15 protein-coding genes are annotated in these 16397 nt (G+C 66.8%); 7 read left to right on the forward strand and 8 right to left on the reverse strand.

Going from position 1 to position 16397, the window contains the following annotated elements:
* Window positions 1–53: 53 nt before the first annotated feature.
* Genes LX81_RS09325 through LX81_RS09335 form a run of 3 tightly spaced genes read right to left on the reverse strand, consistent with a single transcriptional unit; the run spans window position 54 to window position 3762 of the window.
* Window positions 54–2243, reverse strand: a complete 2190-nt coding sequence (locus LX81_RS09325) for a xanthine dehydrogenase family protein molybdopterin-binding subunit (protein WP_111537050.1) — start codon at window positions 2241–2243, stop codon at window positions 54–56.
* A complete protein-coding gene (locus tag LX81_RS09330; protein ID WP_111537051.1) occupies window positions 2240–3211 on the reverse strand; it encodes an FAD binding domain-containing protein in 972 nt (323 codons plus the stop codon). Before LX81_RS09330 ends, LX81_RS09325 begins: the two co-directional genes overlap by 4 nt.
* Window positions 3208–3762 (reverse strand): 2Fe-2S iron-sulfur cluster-binding protein, encoded by a 555-nt coding sequence (locus tag LX81_RS09335; RefSeq protein ID WP_211322740.1) that lies wholly within the window; start codon window positions 3760–3762, stop codon window positions 3208–3210. Before LX81_RS09335 ends, LX81_RS09330 begins: the two co-directional genes overlap by 4 nt.
* Before the next feature lie 80 nt (window positions 3763–3842).
* Here LX81_RS09335 and LX81_RS09340 point away from each other — a divergent pair, with 80 nt between their 5' ends.
* A complete protein-coding gene (locus LX81_RS09340; protein WP_111537053.1) occupies window positions 3843–4304 on the forward strand; it encodes a metallophosphoesterase family protein in 462 nt (153 codons plus the stop codon).
* On the opposite strand, the gene LX81_RS09345 is transcribed toward LX81_RS09340, so the two are convergent.
* Together LX81_RS09345 and LX81_RS09350 are read right to left on the reverse strand one after the other, a co-directional pair.
* Entirely contained in the window at window positions 4301–5743 is a 1443-nt protein-coding gene (locus tag LX81_RS09345; RefSeq protein ID WP_111537054.1) for an alkaline phosphatase D family protein, read from the reverse strand. The two genes, LX81_RS09340 and LX81_RS09345, sit on opposite strands and share 4 nt — an antisense overlap.
* A gap of 48 nt (window positions 5744–5791) precedes the next feature.
* Window positions 5792–6391 (reverse strand): LysE family translocator, encoded by a 600-nt coding sequence (locus LX81_RS09350; protein WP_111537055.1) that lies wholly within the window; start codon window positions 6389–6391, stop codon window positions 5792–5794.
* A 90-nt stretch (window positions 6392–6481) separates the two neighbouring features.
* Here LX81_RS09350 and LX81_RS09355 point away from each other — a divergent pair, with 90 nt between their 5' ends.
* The 4 genes from LX81_RS09355 to LX81_RS09370 all read left to right on the forward strand — a co-directional run bounded on the left by LX81_RS09355 (window position 6482) and on the right by LX81_RS09370 (window position 11120).
* Entirely contained in the window at window positions 6482–7405 is a 924-nt protein-coding gene (locus LX81_RS09355; protein WP_111537056.1) for an NAD(P)-dependent oxidoreductase, read from the forward strand.
* Window positions 7406–7485: 80 nt separating this feature from the next.
* Window positions 7486–8952, forward strand: a complete 1467-nt coding sequence (locus tag LX81_RS09360) for a DUF2125 domain-containing protein (protein WP_111537057.1) — start codon at window positions 7486–7488, stop codon at window positions 8950–8952.
* Window positions 8953–9016: 64 nt separating this feature from the next.
* Window positions 9017–10363, forward strand: coding sequence for a TldD/PmbA family protein (locus LX81_RS09365; protein ID WP_111537058.1), 1347 nt, complete (start codon window positions 9017–9019; stop codon window positions 10361–10363).
* On the forward strand, window positions 10350–11120 hold the full coding sequence (locus LX81_RS09370; protein ID WP_111537059.1) for an inositol monophosphatase family protein: 771 nt from the start codon (window positions 10350–10352) through the stop codon (window positions 11118–11120). The genes LX81_RS09365 and LX81_RS09370 overlap by 14 nt, the downstream gene beginning before the upstream one ends.
* A 19-nt stretch (window positions 11121–11139) precedes the next feature.
* Here LX81_RS09370 and LX81_RS09375 read toward each other — a convergent pair whose 3' ends face one another.
* From LX81_RS09375 to egtB, 3 genes are read right to left on the reverse strand one after another with little or no spacing between them, the layout of a single operon-like run.
* The gene (locus tag LX81_RS09375; protein ID WP_111537181.1) at window positions 11140–11865 is read right to left on the reverse strand and encodes a tellurite resistance TerB family protein; all 726 of its coding nucleotides are present in this window, start codon (window positions 11863–11865) and stop codon (window positions 11140–11142) included.
* A 49-nt stretch (window positions 11866–11914) separates the two neighbouring features.
* A complete protein-coding gene (egtD, locus tag LX81_RS09380) occupies window positions 11915–12850 on the reverse strand; it encodes an L-histidine N(alpha)-methyltransferase (RefSeq protein WP_111537060.1) in 936 nt (311 codons plus the stop codon).
* Window positions 12851–12852: 2 nt separating this feature from the next.
* Window positions 12853–14103, reverse strand: a complete 1251-nt coding sequence (gene egtB, locus LX81_RS09385; protein WP_111537061.1) for an ergothioneine biosynthesis protein EgtB — start codon at window positions 14101–14103, stop codon at window positions 12853–12855.
* A gap of 440 nt (window positions 14104–14543) precedes the next feature.
* Here egtB and LX81_RS09390 point away from each other — a divergent pair, with 440 nt between their 5' ends.
* On the forward strand, window positions 14544–16043 hold the full coding sequence (locus LX81_RS09390; RefSeq protein ID WP_211322741.1) for an ATP-binding protein: 1500 nt from the start codon (window positions 14544–14546) through the stop codon (window positions 16041–16043).
* A gap of 106 nt (window positions 16044–16149) precedes the next feature.
* Window positions 16150–16395, forward strand: a complete 246-nt coding sequence (locus LX81_RS09395) for a DUF4170 domain-containing protein (protein ID WP_111537063.1) — start codon at window positions 16150–16152, stop codon at window positions 16393–16395.
* Window positions 16396–16397: the final 2 nt, after the last annotated feature.

Consider the following 16397-nt stretch of genomic DNA (forward strand, 5'->3'; position numbering starts at 1 on the left):
AAGGCGGCGGGCCCGAGGGTCCGCCGCCTTTCTTTTGCGATGCCCGCGCCCTTTTACTCGGGCAGATGCGGGAAAATCTTGTCCGGCGTCGCGGGATAATCCCGCACCCGGACGCCGCAGGCATTGTAGATCGCGTTCGCCACCGCCGCGCCCGCGCCGGAAAGGCCAAGCTCGCCGATCCCCTTGGATTGAAGCGGATTGGAATGGTCGTCGAGTTCCTCGACGAACATCACGTCGAGATCGGGCACGTCGAGATGCACCGGCATGTGATACTCGGCGAAATCGTGGTTCACGATCCGGCCGTCACGGGGATCGTGCTCGATCGCTTCCGTAAGTGCCGAGCCGATACCCCAGATCATCCCGCCATGGCCTTGCGACCGGGCGGTCTTCTCGTTCAGGATCCGCCCTGCGGCGAAGACCGCGAGCATCCGGCGCACGCGCACCTCGCCCGTCACGGCATTCACGCCCACTTCGCAGAAATGCGCGCCAAAGCCCGATTGCGCGAATTCCTCCATCGTCGTGCCGGGCTCGATATGGCCCTCTTCGCTGATCGGGCCCGACATGAGCTCTGCCAGGGGACGGCGATTGTTTGCCCCTGTCGCGATCCCGTCCTTCAGCCGCAATTCCTCGGGCGCGCATCCGAGCGATTTTGCGATCTTCGACCGGATCGCCTTCGCGCCGAGAAAGACCGACGATCCCGCCGAGGCCGCGCCCCAGGAACCGCCCGATCCGGACGCGCCAGGGAGGTTCGTGTCGCCGAGCTCAACCGTGACCTTCTCAGTGGGCAAACCGAGCATCTCCGCCGCGATCTGTCCGAGGATGGCATAGGTACCGGTACCGATATCGGTCATGTCGGTTTCCACGAGTGCCGTACCGTCCGGGTTCAACGTGACGCGCGCACGGCTCTCCATCAGGATGTTGGTCCGTGCCGCAGAGGCCACGCCCATCCCGACGAACCACTCGCCCTCGCGCCGCTTGCCCACGCCCTTGCGCTCCGACCAGCCGAAACGCTCCGCCCCGTCGGTGAGGCATTGCGCCAGGCTGTTCGACGAGAAGGGCAGGCCCGATTCCGGGTGCTTCTCGGGGATGTTCTGGATGCGCAGCTGCACGGGATCGATGCCCGTCTTCTCCGCGAGCTCGTCCATTGCGCATTCGAGCGCAAGCTGGCCGATCGCCTCGCCGGGCGCGCGAACCGATCCGGCGGTCGTGCGATGGATCCGGGCGACCTCCTGGCGAAAGAACCGGTTCTCACCCCCGTAGAGAAAATGGCTGGCGACCGCCGTCGGCTCCGAAAAGCCCTCCTCGGGCAGGTTCGACACCCGGTCCTCATGGGCGAGCCCGGTGATCTTGCCGTCCTTGTCGGCGGCGAGGCGTACGCGCTGGCGGCTTTCCGTCCGGCGCATTGTCATCTCGAAGACCTGCTGGCGGGCCATGACCACCCGCACCGGGCGCTTGAGTTCCCGCGCCGCCACGGCGGCGGCGATGGCCTCCTGCGATATCCCGAGCTTGCCGCCGAAACCGCCGCCCACATAGGGCGAATGGATGCGAACCTTCTCGGGATCGATGCCGAGGGAATCGGCAAGTTCCTCGCGGTTGAACTTCAGCATCTGGTAGGCGCCGTGCAGGACGAGGTTGTCCCCGTGCCATTCGGCGAGGGAGGCGTGGGGCTCCATCGCGGCCGAATTGTGCGGGGGCGTCGTGTAGGTTGCGTCGACGGTGAATGCGGCATCGGACATCGCCGCTTCGATATCGCCCTGGTCGAGCAACTGGCCGTCCGGCACGTCGATTTCGCTCGCCGTTTCCGGATCGGTCTCGGCCGTCTCTGCCTCGTACGCGATCTTCAGATTGCTTGCCGCATGCCGCGCCTGCTCGAAGCTCTCGGCCACGATGACGGCGATGGGTTGTCCGAAATAGTCCACTCGGCCCTCGGGCTGGATCGGGGCGGCGCCCGCCGTGCCCTGCGCCGGGCTGCGGGGCATTTTCCCCGTCGCGAAGACGCCGAGCACGCCGGGCAGCGACGTCACGCTGCCCTCGTCGATCGACGTGACCTGGCCCTTCGTGATCGTCGCGCGGACGAGCACGCCGTATGCCATGTTCTCCGCCTTGTATTCCGCGGCGTAGGTAGCCTGGCCCGCGACCTTCAGCCGCCCCTCGGGCCGATCCATCGGCACGGTGATCGCGCCCTGTCCGGTTTCGTCCAGCATCCGCGGCTGGACCTTGTCCATCTTCAGGTGTTCGGTCATTGGCTTACTCCGGTCAGCTCGCGAAGGGCCGCTTTCAGCGTGCGGCGGGCGAGCGGTATCTTGAAGTCGTTGTCGCCCTGGCCCTTGGCGTCGGCGAGCAGGATGTCGGCTGCACGGTCGAAGAGCGCCGCGTCGGGCGTCTGGCCCACGAGCGCATGCTCGAGTTCCGCGTTCCGCCAGGGGCGCGGCGCCAGCCCGCCGAAGGCAAGCGAGGCATGGGCGATCTTGCCACCCTCTATGCCGAGCACACCGCCCACGGAAACGAGCGCGAAGGCGTAGGACGACCGGTCGCGCACCTTGCGGTAGATGTGCTTGCCCGGTTCCGGTTTGGGAATATGGATCGAGGTGATCAGGTCCCCTTCGCCGAGGATCGTCTCTTTCTCCGGGTTGCCGCCGGGCAGGAGATAGAAGTCGTCGAGCGTGGCGAGACGGATCTCCCCGTCGTGACCGCGGATCTCTACCCTGGCGTCGAGCGCGCGCATCGCCACGGCCATGTCGCTCGGATGCGTGGCGATGCACTTCTCCGAAGCGCCGAGAATGGCGAGGATGCGGTTCTTGCCGCCGATCGCGGCGCATCCCGAACCGGGGTCGCGCTTGTTGCAGGGCTGGGACGTGTCGGTGAAGTAGGTACAGCGCGTGCGCTGCAACAGGTTGCCGCCGGTCGTCGCCTTGTTGCGCAGCTGCCCGGACGCGCCCGCGAGCAACGCGCGGCTCAGCACCGCGTAGTCGCGGCGGATATGCGGGTCGGCCGCGAGATCGCTGTTGGTCACCAGCGCGCCGATCCTGACCCCGTCATCGTCTGCGTCGATCGACTTCATGTCGAGCCGCGTCACGTCGACGAGCGTTTCCGGCGTCATGACCTCGAGCTTCATCAGATCGAGCAGGTTCGTGCCGCCCGCGATGATCGTCGCGCCACTACGAACCGCGTCCTCGGGCTTCGATGCCCGGATATATTCGAAACTTCTCATTCCGCGGCCACCCTCTTCTCTTCAATTGACTTCTGATCGGCGCCGGGCCGGTCTTCCTCGGCCGCGTCGAAGATCGCGGCGACGATGCCGGGATAAGCCGAACACCGGCAGAGATTGCCGCTCATCCGTTCGCTCAGTTCTTCCCGCGTGAGGTCGGTATCGCCCTCCAGGTCCGCGGTGACGTTGCTGGGCCACCCCTCGGCGACCTCGTTCAGCATTCCGGTGGCCGACATGATCTGGCCCGGCGTGCAATAGCCGCACTGATACCCGTCGTGACGGATGAAGGCCTTCTGCAGCGGCGACAGGTGGTCGGGCGTACCCACGCCTTCTATCGTGGTGATCTCGTCGCCCTCGTGCATCACGGCGAGCGCCAGGCACGAATTGATCCGCCGGCCGTTCACGAGCACCGTGCAGGCCCCGCATTGTCCGTGATCGCATCCCTTCTTCGACCCGGTGAGGTCGAGATGGTCGCGCAGCGCGTCGAGCAGGCTCGTCCGCGGATCAAGTTCGAGATCATGGGGCGTCGCGTTGACGTTTAACGTAATCTTCATGGCTAGCCTCTCGTTTCCCGGATCAGGAACCGAAGCACGGGGCGAAGGTTCCCGCAGTGATTGCGACATTAGGAGGCAGGATGCGGATCGGCGTGATCTCCGACACCCACGGGCTCGTCAGACCGGAGGCCCTCGCCGCGCTCCAAGGCGTCGATCACATCCTCCATGCGGGCGATCTGGGGCGGGGCGACATGCTCTCTCCGCTCGAGGCGATCGCCCCGGTGGTTGCGATCCGCGGCAACATCGATCGGGAGGGCCCGGCCGCGGCCTTGCCTGATCGCGAGACCGTGGAGATCGCGGGCGCGCGGTTCCATATCGTCCACGACATCGCCGATCTCGACGCGGCTCCGGCGGAGGAGGGCTGGGACGCGGTCGTTTTTGGCCATTCCCACAAGCCGGGGATGGAGCGGCGGGACGGAGTCCTCTTCCTCAATCCGGGCAGTGCGGGACCGCGCCGCTTCTCCCTGCCGGTCACCCTAGCGATCGTGACGGTCGAAGGCGGCCGCCTCGAGGCGGAGATCGTGACGCTCCTGCCGCGTTAGATCGACATCGGCGGCGTCGGACCGGACTTCTCGAGCTCCCAGCAGGCCGTCCATTCCTCCTCCGTGCGGGTCAGAACGAGGTAGTTGCGTTCCGCGGTGTAGATCGTGCGCTTCCCGGGCAGGGGTTTCATTCGAATCGGATGGTCCGCGAGCGGCCCCTCGCCCAGCCGTGCCAGCGCGGCCAGACCGAAGGCGTAGGCACGGTGCGGCGCAGGATGGGAAATGCCGGAGGCGACGAGCTGGTGCAGGACGCCGTCCTCCACCTTCATCGTCCCGCGCGTGGCGAGATGGATCTCGCCCGAGAGCACGGTCACGTCCGTCTCCGCCCGGTCGTCCACCGCGACGAGCGCGGCGAGGAACCGTTTCCATTCCTCGCGGTGGGCATAGCTTTGCCACTGATCTCTGAGATCGTCCTCGTAGCGCTCCATCCGTTTCGTGAGCCGCATCACGCGCTCGACGAGGGAGAGCCGAGGCCCGAGCGCCGGCACGCTCGACATCACGAGCACCCGCCCGGGCCCCGCATTTCCAAGCACGGTGTCGAGATCGCGCCAGGCGTTCTGGTCCATCACCCGGTCGGGCCGCCGCGTGCTGCGCAGGTCGGGCGCGACGATGTCGAGACCGGGCAGCTTCAGCGCCCAGTCGAGCGACGGCCCCTCGCGGGAGACGCAGATCTCCGGCACCTCGTCGGGACGGCACCCGAACTGGAAGAGAAGAAACGCGTCCCGCGCCGCCTTGAAGAGAAGGACGCCGAGCGGCGAGTCGAGCGCCTCCGGCCGCAGCGAGCCCCAGCCGTCGCAGATGTCGTGATCGTCCCACATGGCGAGGGAGGGGATCGAGGCCAGCGCCTCGCCGTAACCGCCCTGCGCCTGCTGCACGGCGTAGCGGAGGAAGAAGGCCTGGCCGAGCGCCTCGGCAATCTCCGCTTCCTGCGCGTCGTCGAGCCTCTCGGGCCAGCGTTCGGGCCAGTCGCGCGCGAGAGGGTGGGCGTTCGTCACCTCGTCCGCATAGATCTGGTCCCCGCCATGCAGGAGCAAGTGGAACGGTTCGGCCGCGTGCTGTTCGACGAGCCTGCGCCACATCGCGTTGCGGCTCGCCACGGGCCGGTCGAGGTCGCCGTGTTCCTGACCGTTGCAGGCGACGTAGGCGATCCGAAGGTCGCCGCCGAGCTCGGTCGCGACGGGATGTGGCGTGCCGTCGAGCGTGAAGCCCGTATCCGGAGCCACGGGCAACGCGAATTCGTAGCGCCAGACCACCACGCCGGCAGCGGAGTGGATCATTTCGGCCGCGATCTCGCCATCGGCGGTGGCGAGGACCGGCGCGGCCTCGCCCTCGGGCCGGATCACGGTCGCGGCGAGGCGGACGGATGCCGGCTCGACCGCGCGCAGGAACAGCACGGGGCCGGATGGCGGGGCGGTCTCGGGGAGCTCGGTCTCAGACATCGCTCGGACATATGTGTCGGAGCGGCCGCATCAACGTCTCGTCATGCCTCATCGCGTCCGGAGCGCTGCGAAGATCGCGAGAGCGACGACGGCGAGCATCGCCGCGGCCATTCCGAAATTGATTGCCCGCTGCGCCCGGGGGCTCAGATCGAGGCGTCGGAGCGTGACGCCGGCCCAGAGCCATGCGAGGTGAATCGGGATCCAGATCACGTTGAGGATCAGGAGCTTGAGCACCGTCTCCGTCGCGAAACTCTGTCCCTGGAAGGCGAAGCCCGTGAAGAGGGCGGTGTTCACCGCATAGGCCTTGGGATTGATCGCCTGGAGCGCGATGCCCGCGCCGGGGCCGGGCGCCGAACGCGTCTCCAGAAACGAGATCTTCGATCCGGCGAAGGCGATCCGCCCCGCGAGATAGAGGAGGTAGGAGATCGACGCCGCCATCAGCACGTCCCGAACCCAGGGCACGCCCAGCACGATCGCGGAAAGCCCGGTGATCACGGCGAGCGACACCAGCGCGTGGCCGACGAAGAGGCCCGCGACATAGGACATGGCCGCGCGGAACCCGTAGGCCGATCCCACCCCCGCGACGCTCATCACCCCGGGCCCGGGCGTCACGATGAGGAAGAAGACGGCGGCGGCGAAGGCAAGCATTCGGAACTCCGCGGGCGATCGGACGGGTTGTGAACCGGCCGCGATGGTATACCAATCCACGGGGTCGGCAAGCGAAGCAGGGAGACAGGCATGGCGAGCACACCCGTCATCGGATTCATCGGCGTGGGCTACATGGGCCACGGCATGGCGAAGAACATCCTCGAAGGCGGCTACGCGCTTCAGGTCAGGGGCAATCGCAACCGTGCGCCCGTGGACGACCTCGTCTCTCGCGGCGCAACGGAGGCCGAGAGCCCGAAAGCGATGGCGGAGGCCTGCGACATCGTCCACATCTGCCTCGGCAATTCGCCGCAGGTCGAGGCGGTGATCTACGGTCCCGACGGGATCCTCGCGTCCGGAAAGTCCGGGCTGATCGTGATCGACTGCACCACCGCCGATCCCGCCTCCACCGACAGGCTCGCCGCGGAGCTCGGGGACGCGGGAATGCGCTTCGTCGATGCGCCCCTCGGGCGCACGCCGAAGGAGGCGGAGGCGGGCACGCTCGACGCGATGGTCGGCTGCGACGAAAGGACCTTCGAGGAGATCGAACCGGTGCTCGCGTGCTGGTCCGCCTCGGCCACGCGTATCGGGGAGACGGGCAGCGCGCACCGCATGAAACTCGTGATGAACTTTCTCGCCATGGGCTACGGCGCGCTCTATTCCGAGGCGCTGACGCTGGCGGCGAAGAACGGCCTGTCACCGCAGATGGTGCGGCAAGTGATCGGCGGCAGCCGCATGTCGAGCGGGTTCTTCGAGACCTTCATGCAGTATGTCGTCGACCGGGACCGCGACGCGCACAAGTTCACCCTGACGAACGCCCTGAAGGACGTGAGCTACGTCGCGAACATGGCGGATGCGGCGCAGGTCGCGAACCCGCTCGGGGCGGCGATCAAGAACACGTACATGCACGCTGTCGCGATCGGTGCGGGGGACGAGTACGTGCCGATGATCTCGGACCATGTCGGGCGCCTGAGCGGGATCGAGATGGCCGAGGCGGTGGAGAAGGGCCGGGGGTAAACCGCCTTTCGGGACCGTGACTTGACCGCGTGAAAGGCGCTCGCCATGGTACCGGCGCATCTCGAACCGGAGGTCGTTCCATGTTCCGCACCGCCCCGATCACCGCGCTTCTCGCCGCCGGGCTCGCCTTGCCCGCCACGGCGGAGATCACCGCCGACGAAGTGTGGCAATCCTGGCAGGATGCGTCTTCTCCGGGCGTCAGGATAGACGCGGCGAGCGAGACGCGCGAAGGCGACGTACTCCGCCTCGAAGGCGTGACCGCGCGCTTCGGCGAGCGGGGGGCGGAGAATACCGCGCTGATCGACTGGGTCGAGCTCGCCGATCAGGACGACGGCACCGTCCGCGTCTCCAGCGCGCCGCTCTACCGCCTGCGGATGGAGCAGGTCGCGACGGAGAACGTAGAGGGCACGGTCGTCGAGGGCAGCCTGCGCCACGACGGTGCCGTCACCACGATCGCCCGCGAGGACGAGGTCTTCACGTACGAAACCCAGGCGCCGGAGATCGTGGTTCTCGTGGAGGACATCCCGTCGAGTGATACCGGCGCGACGACCGACGCGACCATGACCCTCACGGATCTGACGCTCCACACCCGCGATGCCGTGCAGGACGCGACGTCCCGCACGGAGATCGACGCCTCGTCCGTCGCCCTCGACATCCAGGGCGAGGAGCCCGACACCACCTACAGCCTCACCGCGCGGTTCGAGGGATTCGAGGGGACGACGGTCGATCTGCTCGGCGCTCTGGCGCGGCGCGATGCGGCGGACGCTCCCATGGCACCGGAATTCTCGGCGGAAATGTCGCACCAGGGCAGCAGCACCCGGCTCGACATGAGCTCGCTGGACGGTGACTCCCGGATCGAGACGCAGAGCGGTTCGGGGCAGATCGGGATTACGAGCGCCGACGGGATGGGCCGCTACCGCGCGGAAAGCGATGCGGTCACGCTGTCGGTGTCGGGCCCGCAGGTCCCCGTGTCGGACCTCTCCGCAGAGATCGACCGCGTCGCCCTGTCGCTCGGGATGCCGCTCGTTCCGACCGAGGAGCCGAAGGATTTCGACGTCTCCTACGACCTCACGGGCGTGACGGTTTCGGAGCAGGTCTGGAACCTCGTCGATCCGACAGGAGCCCTGCCGCGCGATCCGGCCACGCTCGCCATCGAGGCCACAGGGCAAAGCCGGCTGACGCGGTCACTCGCCAACACCCCCGAGGTCGGAGGCGCCGATCAGATCGTTGCCCTCACCTCACTCGATATCGATCGTATCCTCCTCGATGCCGTCGGTCTCGTCCTCACCGGGGACGGGAGCCTGGATTTCGATGACGGGCCCGGGCAGCTGGAGCCGGAAGGGGAAATTGCGCTCCGGCTCGAGGGTGGAAACGGGCTCCTCGATACGCTCCTCGAAGCCGGTCTCTTTCCGCCAGGCCAGATCCTCGCGATGCGAACCGGCCTCGGGATGTTCTCTCGCCCGGGAGAGGGCGAGGATGTCGTCGAGAGCACGATCCGCTTTCTCGGCGATGGCGGGATCGAGGTGAACGGCACGCGCATCCGTTAGGCTGTGGCCTTGCGGCGTACGGGGTGGCGGGCTACCTGCCGGGTGACCCGCCAAGGAGCGCCCAATGGATGACCGCCTTTCCCGGCTGAGCGCCGATCTTCTTCACGCCGCGACACGCGCGGGGGCGGAAGCCGCGGATGCGCTGGTCATGGAGGAGGCGTCCCTTTCCGCCGACGTGCGATCCGGTGCCCTCGAACACGCGGAACGCTCGGAATCGATCGAGATCGGGCTCAGGGTGCTGATCGGTCGCAGGCAGGCCTGCGTCTCGGCCTCCGATACGCGCCCGGAAACGATGGCGCGCATGGCGGAACGGGCCGTGGCGATGGCGCGGGAAGCGCCCGAGGATCCGGGAGCGGGCCTGGCCGAACCCGGACAGCTTTCCGATCTGCGCAATGCGGATGCCCTCGATCTCTTCGATCCCTCCGGCGATCCGGCGCCCGCGGCGCTCGCCGAGGCCGCGCTGAGGGCGGAGGCCGCGGCGCTCGCGGTGGCAAGGGTCTCGCAGGTCGATTCGTCCTCCGCGGGCTTCAGCCGCGACCGCGTCCATCTCGCCGCGACGAACGGCTTTACCGGCGGCTATGCACGTACCCGGTCGTCGCTCTCCTGCGTGGCGATCTCGGGCGAGGGGACGGCGATGGAGCGGGACTGGATGAGCGATGCGCGCGTCTATTCCGCCGATCTGATGGCGCCCGAGGAAATCGGTCGTATCGCTGGCGAACGCGCGGTGCGGGCCGCGGGCCCACGCCGTGCGAAATCGGGCGCCTTCCCGGTGATCTACGACGAACGCGTCGCGAGCTCGTTGATCGGCCATCTCCTCGCCGCGACGAACGGAGCGCTGATCGCGCGGGGCTCCTCCTGGGCGCGCGATCTAGCGGGCGAGATCGTGCTCCCGCCGGACCTGACGCTGTCCGAGGAACCGCATCGCCCGCGCGTCTCCGCCTCCCGCCCATTCGACGCGGAAGGGCTGCCGACCGCGCCGCGCGACATCGTCAAGGATGGCGTGCTGACGGGCTGGACGCTCGACCTCTCGACGGCACGCAAGCTCGGTCTCGCCTCGACCGGGAATGCGGCCCGGAGCGCGGGCAGCCCGCCAAGCCCCGCCGTGGGCAACGTGACGCTCACGCAAGGCTCCCGCAGCCGCGAGGACCTCCTGGCGGAAATGGGAACGGGCCTTCTCGTGACCTCGATGATCGGCAGCACCATCAACCCCAATACCGGCGATTATTCCCGCGGCGCGTCGGGCTTCTGGATCGAGAACGGAGAAATCGCCTATCCTGTCAACGAGATCACGCTCGCCGGCAATCTGATCGAGATGCTGAAGACGATCGTTCCAGCCAACGACGCGCGGACGCACCTGGCGCGCGTGATCCCGTCGCTGCGTGTCGAAGGGCTCTTCCTTGCCGGCGACTGACCTACCGCTCCTCATCGACGCGGCCCGCGCTGCGGGCCAGATCGCGATGTTGCATTGGCGCGCGGATCCGAAGACGTGGAAAAAATCCGACGACAGCCCGGTCAGCGCCGCGGATCTCGATGTCGATGCGGCGCTGCGCGACGCGCTCTGCGGGGCGCGGCCACGCTATGGCTGGTTGAGCGAGGAAAGCCCTGACGACGGCACGCGGCTCGGAGCGGAGCATTGTTTCATCGTGGACCCGATCGATGGAACGCGCGCCTATCTCGACGGACAGGTGGATTGGGGCCTTTCGCTCGCCGTGGCCGAGGGCGGACAGATCACGGCGGGCGTCGTGCACATGCCCGCCAAGGATCTGACTTACACCGCGGCGATCGACGAGGGGGCGTTCCTGAACGGGGAGCAGATCGGAGCGACGAGCGCCACGTCGACCCGGGACGCGACCCTCCTGACCTCGAAGGCCACCTATGCCAGTGCGAACTGGAAGGAGGGCGTTCCGCATTTTTCCCGCAAGTTCCGCCCCTCCATGGCCTACCGAATGGCCCTTGTGGGGGAGGGGCGCTACGACGCGATGATGACGCTCAAGCTCGCCTGGGAATGGGACATCGCGGCGGGATCGCTGATCGCGGCCGAGGCGGGAGCGATCGTGACCGATAGACGCGGCGGGCCGCTCCGCTTCAATTCCGAAACCCGCCGCACGAATGGCGTTCTCGCGGCGCCCGCGGGCCTGCACGCCGCAATCCTCGACGCGCTGGCCTGACGATACGCCGCCATCCGGTTCAGGCGGTCAATTCCTCGACCTCCCGCGCCTCCTCCTCGGAGATGTCGAGCCTCTGGCGCAAGGTCTCGAGATAGGACCGGTTCGCCTCCGTTTCCCCGTCCACCGCGGCGGCGGAGGCGAGATAGAACTCCTCGGCCGTCTCCTTGTCCTGCACGTCTCTCAGCAGTTCGTCGAGCGGCTTGGGATTGGCGATCTCCCGTTCCATCACCTGCCTGTCCTCGGCATCGCCGCCGGCTTCCGCGATCTCGCCCATGATCCGCTCGCGCTCCTCCGACGAAAGCGCGCCGTCGGAATAGGCCGCGGTGATCATTGCCCGGATGAGCAGCAGCGCCTTGGCGTCGCTGAGGTTCTCCGCCGCCTGCTCGTCCTCGCGCAACTCCGCCGCACTCGGCTCCTCCGCCTCGGTGGCGGTGGAGGAGGTCGCGCCGCTGATCGTGTCGACGAGCTTGTTGACCATGCCCCCGATCCCGCCATCGGTCTGGGTCGCGCCGGTACCGGCGGTCTGGACGCCGGCGGTGCCGGGGTTTCGCGCCTGATGATCGCGGTAGGCACGGTAGGCCATGAAGCCGAGGGCGGCGAGGCCCGCCTTGCCGCGCAGTGCGGGGCGCCGCCGGTAGCCCATCCCGCCCAGGAGCGCGGAACTCCCAAGTCCTCCGCGCCGACGTCGACCACGACCCGCCAGCCGGGAGGCCAGCACCGTACCGAGTATCCGCTTCAAGCTCATCACGACCCCTTCCGTTTCCATGCCGAACGCATGGGGAGCGGTGCCGTTCCTAGGCGGGGCTCAGCATCGCCAGGGCAAACTGCATTTCCGCGTCGGTGAAGAGTTCGTCGCAGGACCAGCCGGTCTCCTCTGCGAGGCTGCGCAGGCTTTCGGGCGTGTACTTGTGGCTGCTCTCCGTATGGATCGTCTCGCCCTTGCCGAAGGCGACGTCGAGGCCGTCCACCTGCACCGATTGATCCTCGAGGCTTTCGAGGTGCATCTCGATCCGAGCGGCATCGGCGTTCCAGATCGCGCGATGGGCGAAGCGCTCCGGGTCGAAATTCGCGCCCGCCTCGCGGTTCAGCCGGGTGAGGAGGTTCAGGTTGAACTCCGCCGTGACCCCGTCGGCATCGTCGTAGGCGGCGACGAGCGTGGTCTCGTCCTTCACCAAATCCGCTCCGAGTATGAAGCCCGCGACACCCGGCCAAGCGCGGACCGTCCGCATCAGGCGCCGTGCGCCTTCGGGGTCGAGATTGCCGATCGTCGAGCCGGGGAAGAACGCCACTTTCGCACGCGGCGCGATATCGAAAGGAAAATCGAGCGGTGCGGTGAAGTCGCCCGCGATGGGGCGGATATCGAGCGCGGGATAGTCGAGAGCGAGTTCCGCGGCGGAGGCGTGCAGGAAATCCTCCGAGATATCGACGGGAACGTAGGCACCAAGCTCGGGCAACGCGTCGAGGAGCAACCTGATCTTGATGCTCGCGCCGCTGCCGAGCTCGACCAGGGCCGCCCCCGCCGGCACGGCCCGGGCGAGCGCCTCCCCATGCGTGCGCAGAATCGAGATTTCGGTCCGGGTGGGATAGTATTCCGGCAGCTCGGTGATCCGCTCGAAAAGCGCGCTGCCCGCGGCGTCGTAGAACCACTTCGGCGACATGCGCTTGGGCGAGGCGGAAAGGCCTTCCCGCGCGGCGTCCGTGAAGACGCGATCGGGCACGATCCTGTCCATGCTCAGGCGTCCCGCGCCAGCCGCAGGCCCAGCATCTGCCACCGCTGATGGGGGTAGAAGAAGGTCCGGTAGCTTGGTCGCATCTGCGCGCGCGGTGTAGCACAGGAGCCGCCGCGCAGGACGAACTGGCTGACCATGAACTTGCCGTTGTACTCCCCGAGGGCGCCTTCGGGCGGGCGGAAGCCGGGATAGGGGGTGAAGGGCGACTGCGTCCATTCCCAGACATCGCCCCAGGGGCCGCCATCCGGCAGCGGCCTAAGCGCGCCGTCATCGAGGAAATTTCCCTCGATCGGGCGATCGCCGAGCGCGACCTCCCATTCCGCTTCGGTAGGCAGGCGCGCGCCCGCCCACCGGGCAAACGCCTCGGCCTCGTAGTAGCTGACATGGCAGACGGGCGCGTCGAGGTTCACGGGCTGCGGTCCCCGCAGCGTGTAGGTCCACCAGACCTCATCCTGTTTCCACCAGTAGAGCGGCGTTTCCCAACCTTCGCGCCCGGCACGCGCGATGCCGTCCATGAGCCACAACTCGGGCCTCGTGTAGCCGCCATCCTCGATGAAGGCGATCCAGTCGCGGTTGCTGACCGGGCGATTCGCGATCTCGAACGGATCGAGCCAGACCTTGTGGCGCGGTCCCTCGCAATCGTAGGCGAAGCCCGCCCCGTCATGGCCGATCTCGCAAAGCCCGCCGTCGTGACGTTCGAATCGCAGGGGTAGCTCGGAACTGACCGCGACCGGTTCGGGATCGCGGTAGGCGGGGAGGAGCGGGTTGAAGGACAGGCCGTGCAGCAGGTCCGTGACGAGGAGTTCCTGGTGTTGCATCTCGTGATGGCAGCCCAGCTCGACGAGCGCCGCCACTTCCGGGTCGGTCCGGTCCGAGGCCAGGAGATCTCCGAGGGCGGCGTTCACATGCGCGCGGTAGGCCATCACCGCATCCACGCCCGGACGGGAGACGAGACCCCTCCGGTCGCGTGCATGTCTGGGCCCGGCCTGAACGTAATAGGAGTTGAAGAGGAACGCGAATCGCTCGTCGGGCGAGCGGTATCCGGACACCTGCGGCTTCAGAATGAATTCCTCAAAGAACCAGGTGACATGGGCCAGATGCCATTTCGCGGGCGATGCGTCCTCCATGCTCTGCAGCATCGTGTCTTCGGGAGCGAGAGGCGCAGCCAGATCCTCTGTCCGCTGACGCGTTTCGCGGAACAGGCGGGCGGCTTCGTTCGGGGCGATCTGCGGGCGTTTCAGGGCCTTTGCCATGGCTCTTCCTCCTCCATCGATGTCCCGGGCGAACTAGGGCGCGACGCGTGGTGATCCATCAAAAACCCCGCGCCTCCGATCCGTCCCGCCTCATGCTTAGAGATGCGGCGCCGATCGCGGACCAGCCGTGGCGCGAGGACAACGCCGAAGGGCCTTAATCAACGCGAAAGGCAGTCCCGTTAGTCTCATCCCGTTTCGTGCAATTATGCCGACGGGCGGATTTCAATTTGGACAATGTCACTCAGAGCGTCCGATCCTGTCAGATCGAGACATGGCTGAAGGCTCTGCCGATCCGTATCGCAACCGTAATCAGCGTCTTGGCTATCGGCGCCGGGTCTGGATACTTGTCGCTCGTCCTCGTCCCATGCGTGGGATACATGGCATTCAACCTTCTTATCATATGGCTCGGCCGCGCCTATTTGGCGAATCCACGGCGTGGGATGTTCGCTTGGTGCATGGTCGTGTGCGCCGTGGAGTCGATCTTTCCCGCATTGGGGTTCATCGGGCTTCTCAGGCAGGGAGACGTCTTCACGTTCCTGATCGCGTTCTCGGTCCTCTGGCTTTGGAGCATGCACAGCATCACGATTCGGACGTTTCACTTCGGCTTCTTCTGCACGACCGTGATTCCGGCCTTCGCGGCCTTCGTCTTCGCAACTTCCTTCCTCGATCCCGAATTCTTATCGCCCTCCAAATGGCCCTTGTTCTACTGCATCATCGCCATGCTGCTTGCCTTCGTCCTCAGCTCCGGTTGGGTCGCCCGCCGCATCAAGCTCGAGGCGCTGGAAGATCGTGCGCGGGCAAGCGCCGCAGCGACGGAACGCGACAGGTTCTTCGCCATGATCAGCCACGAGATCCGTACGCCCTTGAACGGCATCCTCGGAACCGGACAGATGCTGGTCCGCGATGCGGTCTCGGATATCGAACGGGAGCGGGCGGAGACGATCACCGTCTCGGGCCAAGCGATGCAATCACTCCTCGACGATCTGCTTGATCAGGCAAAAATCGCGGCCGGGCAGTTCAGGATCCGCGCCGAACCGATGTCGCTTGAGGATGCCGTGCATCAGGTCCGCGGCCTCTTCGCCGATTCCGCTTCATCCAAGGGCCTGCTTCTCGACACCCATGTCGCGCCGGATCTGCCCGAATGGATCACGGGCGATCCGCTCCGCCTTCGCCAGATCATGTCGAACCTCGTCTCGAACGCCGTCAAGCATACCGAGCGCGGATCGGTGCGCATCGAGGCGCGGCGCGTGGTGGAGGGACGTCGGGAGCGATTGATCGTCACGGTGACCGATACCGGTCCCGGTATTTCGCCCGATGCGCTGGAGGAGATCTTCCTGCCCTACAGCCAGCTCGAGGATGGCGCCTCCGTCCTCGGCCTCGGGACCGGCCTCGGTCTCGCGATCGCTCGTGATCTCGCGCGACTGATGGACGGGGAATTGACTGCCTCATCGACGATCGGCTCCGGATCGGTCTTCACACTGGTCCTGCCGCTCGTGATCGCCGACGCGCCGGCCATGCCGGCGGTTCACCGCAAGGCGGAGGGGCGCGAACGGGTGAAGACCAGCCTCAAGGGCCTTCGCGTCCTCGTCGTCGACGACACGATGGTCAATCGCCGCATCGTCGATGCGTTTCTCTCGATCGCCGGTGTCGAGGTCACGGACGCCGCGAGTGGGGCCGCCGCCCTCGAGATCCTGCGCCAAAGACGATTCGACCTCGTGCTCACCGATCTGCACATGCCGAGGCTCGACGGGGCGGGATTGCTGAAGGCGATTCGTGCCGATCCTCGTCTCGCCGCGATTCCCGTTCTCTGCCTCTCCGGGCAAAGGGACGGCGTCCCGGAGGGGTTCGACGGGCATCTGACGAAGCCTGTGGACCGCGAGGCGCTCTACGCCGCGATCCACGAGACGATGGGGTCGCGTAACGCCTTCAGGGCGGCGTGAGCCGGGATCGAGTACGCATCGGAGGCGCGTTTTCTGCGAATGCATTGTAGAGGCGGCGGGGCTTCTCTATCGTCGTCTCCGAATGCAACCTCACGCGGAGAACCCGATGACCCAGCGCCTGCATCTCGTCTTCGGCGGAGAGCTTGTCGACACCACCGGGAACGTCTTCAAGAATGTCGACGACATCCATATCGTCGGTCTCTTCCCCGATTACAAATCGGCTTACGACGCCTGGAAGACGGAAGCGCAACGGACGGTCGACAATGCGCATATGAGATATTTCCTCGCTCATATCCATCGCCTCCGGGACGAGGAAACCCCCGCATCGGCAACCGAGGAACTCGGCGGATAAGC

The organism is Palleronia aestuarii (genome assembly GCF_003253995.1).
Taxonomy (GTDB): Bacteria; Pseudomonadota; Alphaproteobacteria; order Rhodobacterales; family Rhodobacteraceae; genus Palleronia; species Palleronia aestuarii.

Coding starts and splice junctions, on each gene's coding strand:
- LX81_RS09355 (WP_111537056.1), top strand. CDS start 6,482: ATGGCGAGCACACCCGTCATCGGATTCATCGGCGTGGGCTACATGGGC.
- LX81_RS09365 (WP_111537058.1), top strand. CDS start 9,017: ATGGATGACCGCCTTTCCCGGCTGAGCGCCGATCTTCTTCACGCCGCG.
- LX81_RS09350 (WP_111537055.1), bottom strand. CDS start 6,391: ATGCTTGCCTTCGCCGCCGCCGTCTTCTTCCTCATCGTGACGCCCGGG.
- LX81_RS09325 (WP_111537050.1), bottom strand. CDS start 2,243: ATGACCGAACACCTGAAGATGGACAAGGTCCAGCCGCGGATGCTGGAC.
- LX81_RS09395 (WP_111537063.1), top strand. CDS start 16,150: ATGACCCAGCGCCTGCATCTCGTCTTCGGCGGAGAGCTTGTCGACACC.
- LX81_RS09335 (WP_211322740.1), bottom strand. CDS start 3,762: ATGAAGATTACGTTAAACGTCAACGCGACGCCCCATGATCTCGAACTT.
- LX81_RS09375 (WP_111537181.1), bottom strand. CDS start 11,865: ATGAGCTTGAAGCGGATACTCGGTACGGTGCTGGCCTCCCGGCTGGCG.
- LX81_RS09330 (WP_111537051.1), bottom strand. CDS start 3,211: ATGAGAAGTTTCGAATATATCCGGGCATCGAAGCCCGAGGACGCGGTT.
- LX81_RS09390 (WP_211322741.1), top strand. CDS start 14,544: ATGTTCGCTTGGTGCATGGTCGTGTGCGCCGTGGAGTCGATCTTTCCC.
- LX81_RS09360 (WP_111537057.1), top strand. CDS start 7,486: ATGTTCCGCACCGCCCCGATCACCGCGCTTCTCGCCGCCGGGCTCGCC.
- egtD (WP_111537060.1), bottom strand. CDS start 12,850: ATGGACAGGATCGTGCCCGATCGCGTCTTCACGGACGCCGCGCGGGAA.
- LX81_RS09345 (WP_111537054.1), bottom strand. CDS start 5,743: ATGTCTGAGACCGAGCTCCCCGAGACCGCCCCGCCATCCGGCCCCGTG.
- egtB (WP_111537061.1), bottom strand. CDS start 14,103: ATGGCAAAGGCCCTGAAACGCCCGCAGATCGCCCCGAACGAAGCCGCC.
- LX81_RS09340 (WP_111537053.1), top strand. CDS start 3,843: ATGCGGATCGGCGTGATCTCCGACACCCACGGGCTCGTCAGACCGGAG.